Below are 3,700 nucleotides of genomic sequence, written 5' to 3' on the forward strand. Positions count from 1 at the left end.
TATATGATATTCTTAACTATACTGAAATTACTTATGATGATTTATATGTTCAACTTAGTGCAGAGATTGCAGATGGTGTTGAATCTTTAAGTCAAAAAGACATAAAAAAAAGTATTGAAATGCTTTTAACTCAACCTTATGAAATACAAATGGTAAAATTAGCAAATTTTATTGTAATCATATCAACAAAATTTAAAGATTATAGTGATGAAAAGAAAAGTGCTTATTTAAAAGAGGCTAGTTTTATTTTATCATGTCTTAAAAACTCAAATATTTACTTATCAAATAGATTAGAAGAAAAAATTAAAGAATATAAAGAAATATAAATTTTAGAAAATAGTTAGAAATAATTAAGAGAGATTTTTATTTAAGAAAAGATAATAAGTAGTCTAAAGACTACTTATTATTAAGCGTTACTTGCTTCTTTAGCGTATTTAAGACCTAAGTCAAATGCTTTATTATTAATATCATGTACTTTTGCAGGTACTTTAGAAAGCATAGTGCTTCTAAGTACTTCATTCTCTACAGTTTCACCTGTAAAGTAGTTAGCCATTGCTAATGCTAAAACTGATTGAGTAATAACATTTCCAACTTCTTCTTTTGCAATTGTAATAATTGGAATTGCAACGATATTCCATTTTTTCTTATCTTCTTCACTTGCTTTAACTAAATTAGGTTCAATAACAATTGTTCCACCTTCTTTAACTCCACCTTTGAATTGATCATAAGAAATTTGAGCAACTGATAACATGAAATCAATTTCACCATCATTTGCATAAGGGTATAAAATTTCTTCATCTTGTAAAGTAATATCAACTACTGTTGGACCACCTCTTACTTGTGATGTATAAGTTGCAGTTTTTAAACCATATCCACCGTCATTGATTTTTGCTGCTGCAAAAATAGAACCTGCAAGAAGTACACCTTGTCCACCAACACCTGTAAATCTCATTAATGTTTTAGCCATGATGTCTCCTTAGAATTGAATCATTGTATTTGTTCTGTTAGCCTCTTTAACTTTGTTATAAGACTCACAGTATTCAGCCGCTTCAGTATCATGTTTTAAAATTCCTAATGGGAATTTTCCAACTTGCTCTTCAGCTTCTAATTTATCAAATTTAGCTTTTCCAACAGAAATAGATTTAATCCATTCTAAGTTAGCCATAGCTGTTGCCATTTTATTTTTTCTACCTAAGTTAACGTGACAGTTAGAGAATACTTCTACAAAAGAGAATCCAGTATGCTCGAATGCTTTTACAAGAATTCTTTCTAATTTCTTAGGATCAAGCATAGTTTCTCTAGCTACAAAAGATGCTCCTGCTGCTTCAACTAATTTACAAGCATCAAAAGTAGGATCAATATTACCTTTACTCATTGTTACTGTCCACATACCTTGAGGAGTAGTTGGAGAAGTTTGTGAGTTAGTTAAACCATAAATAAAGTTATTGATAATAATATAAGTAAGATCAATATTTCTTCTTGATGCGTGAATTGTGTGGTTACCACCAATTGCAAGACCATCACCATCTCCACCAACAACAATAACTTTTTTCTCTGGATTTGCTAATTTAATTCCAGTTGCGTAAGCTAAAGTTCTACCGTGAGTTGTATGAACTGTATTACAGTTGATGTAAGAAGAAAATCTTCCTGAACAACCAATTCCAGAAACAACACAAACATCGTCCATGTTCCAACCAGTTTTTTCAATTGCTCTAATTACAGATTTTAAAATAACTCCATCACCACATCCCCAACACCATAGTGTTGGCATTTTGTCTGTTCTTAAATATTCATCATAATTAAAAGCCATCTTACATTCCCTTCACTTTTTCAATAATCTCTAATGGAGATAGTGGTCTACCATTAACTTTGAATAATGTATCAAAGTCAGATCTTCCACTTACTCTTTGAACTTCTTCTGCAAATTGTCCCATATTTAATTCAGTAACTAATACTTTATCAAATTTGTCACATAATTCTTTAATTCTTTTTGCTGGACTTGGCCATACTGTTAATGGTCTGAACATACCAACTTTGATACCTTCTTTTCTCATTCTGTTAATAGCTTCTGTTACACCTAATGAAACTGAACCATATGCAATAATCATAATGTCAGCATCTTCTAACATATACTCTTCATTTAATTCTAATTCATCCATATGTGCATCAACTTTATTGAATAATCTTTTCATTAAAGCATCACAAGTATCTGCATCTTCAGTTGGGTGACCAGTTGGTCCATGATGTAAACCAGTGAAGTGGTATCTATAACCTTCAAACATTGGGTTTAATACAGCTGGTTGATCATCTTCACAATCATAAGGTTTATAATCTTTTTTATCCCCATCAAATCTTTTTCTAGAGATTTTACCTTCTTGAACTTCTTCTAAATCTGGGATTGTTGCTTTTCCACTCATGTGACCAATTGTTTCATCTAATAAAACAAATACTGGTTGCATAAATCTATCAGCTAAGTTGAATGCTCTTACAACTTCTGTATAACACTCTTTTAAGTTACCTGGAACTAATGTGATAGATTTAACATCACCATGAGTTGGGTTTTTAGCTTGTAATAAGTCACCTTGAGCAACTCTTGTAGGTAAACCAGTTGATGGACCACCTCTCATTACATTTACAACAACTAATGGGATTTCTGAAATATATCCAACACCTAAGTTTTCTGCTTTTAAAGAAATACCAGGACCAGAAGTCGCTGTCATTGATCTTTTTCCAGACATAGCAGCACCTAATGCTGTACATATTCCTGAAATTTCATCTTCCATTTGAATACAAGCATGACCTCTAGCTGGTAATGCAGAAGATAATACGTGCATTATTTCACTTGATGGTGTAATTGGATATCCTCCAAAAAACTCTACATCAGCGTCAAGTGCAGCTTTTGCTGCTAATTCATTTCCTGTTGAAATTAGTTCTCTTGCCATTAATTTTCCTTACGCTTCTAATTGTCTATAATTATTTTTAACAATAGCTTCTTTTCTATCTTTTGCTTCATCTGTTAACTTAGCAAATTTAAATTCTTTTTTATCTGCAACATATATTGCAAAGTCTGGACATGCTAATTCACAATCTGTACACCCAATACAAGATTCAGGATTTACAACTTTGATCATTGAACCTAAAGTTGAAGTAACTTCTTGTCTCATAGCTAGTACGCCAGCTGGACAAACAGATACACACTTATCACATGCTTTACATCTAGCTTCATTCACCCATACAGGAGTGTTTGAAGGAGCTTCCATATTAGACATAATTTCCCCTTAAAATTTTTATGATATCAATATTTGAATAAACTCAATTATTATGAGGGAATAATAACCTATAATACATCAAAGAATAAGTAAAACTTTCATTTTAAAAATTGAATTGTTGTCTTGTTACATTTTGCTACAAGTAGTATTCGAAGTGTATATAAAGTGTTGCCAAACCTATAATAGAGCTTAACTAAATCAACTAATATTTGCTCTAAAGTATTCATTAACTAAGAGTTTAAATCATATATATGTTAATCTTGGATATAATCTTACTAAATTAAAGAAGGAATTTGTTTGGTCTTATATCAGCCAAAAGATGGTTATTGCTATAATAGTGATACACATTTTTTATATAATTTTATTGTTCAAAGTTTAAAAAAGTTTAAAAATATTAAAGGTGAATTATTAGATATTGGAAGTGGTAGCGG

Annotated in this window: 5 protein-coding genes and 1 pseudogene; 2 read left to right on the forward strand and 4 right to left on the reverse strand. The window is 30.8% G+C overall.

What is annotated here, in order from left to right; genetic code table 11:
* Positions 1-326 (forward strand): hypothetical protein (locus tag ACERKK_RS12080; protein ID WP_373773329.1); only part of this gene is annotated, 326 nt, incomplete at its 5' end.
* A gap of 80 nt (positions 327-406) precedes the next feature.
* On the opposite strand, the gene ACERKK_RS12085 is transcribed toward ACERKK_RS12080, so the two are convergent.
* The 4 genes from ACERKK_RS12085 to ACERKK_RS12100 are packed head-to-tail and all read right to left on the reverse strand — an operon-like array spanning position 407 to position 3,269.
* Entirely contained in the window at positions 407-967 is a 561-nt protein-coding gene (locus ACERKK_RS12085) for a 2-oxoacid:acceptor oxidoreductase family protein (RefSeq protein ID WP_373773330.1), read from the reverse strand.
* A 9-nt stretch (positions 968-976) separates the two neighbouring features.
* Positions 977-1,810 carry a 2-oxoglutarate ferredoxin oxidoreductase subunit beta gene (locus tag ACERKK_RS12090; RefSeq protein ID WP_373773331.1) on the reverse strand — a complete coding sequence of 278 codons (834 nt, stop codon included), beginning with the start codon at positions 1,808-1,810 and terminating at the stop codon, positions 977-979.
* Position 1,811: 1 nt separating this feature from the next.
* Positions 1,812-2,942 carry a 2-oxoglutarate synthase subunit alpha gene (locus ACERKK_RS12095; protein WP_373773332.1) on the reverse strand — a complete coding sequence of 377 codons (1,131 nt, stop codon included), beginning with the start codon at positions 2,940-2,942 and terminating at the stop codon, positions 1,812-1,814.
* Positions 2,943-2,951: 9 nt separating this feature from the next.
* Positions 2,952-3,269, reverse strand: a complete 318-nt coding sequence (locus ACERKK_RS12100) for a 4Fe-4S dicluster domain-containing protein (RefSeq protein WP_373773333.1) — start codon at positions 3,267-3,269, stop codon at positions 2,952-2,954.
* A gap of 297 nt (positions 3,270-3,566) precedes the next feature.
* Between ACERKK_RS12100 and ACERKK_RS12105 the strand changes: the two are divergent.
* Positions 3,567-3,700 (forward strand): annotated as a pseudogene (locus ACERKK_RS12105) (methyltransferase); the annotation flags it as partial.

This window comes from Poseidonibacter sp. (genome assembly GCF_041821165.1).
GTDB lineage: Bacteria > Campylobacterota > Campylobacteria > Campylobacterales > Arcobacteraceae > Poseidonibacter.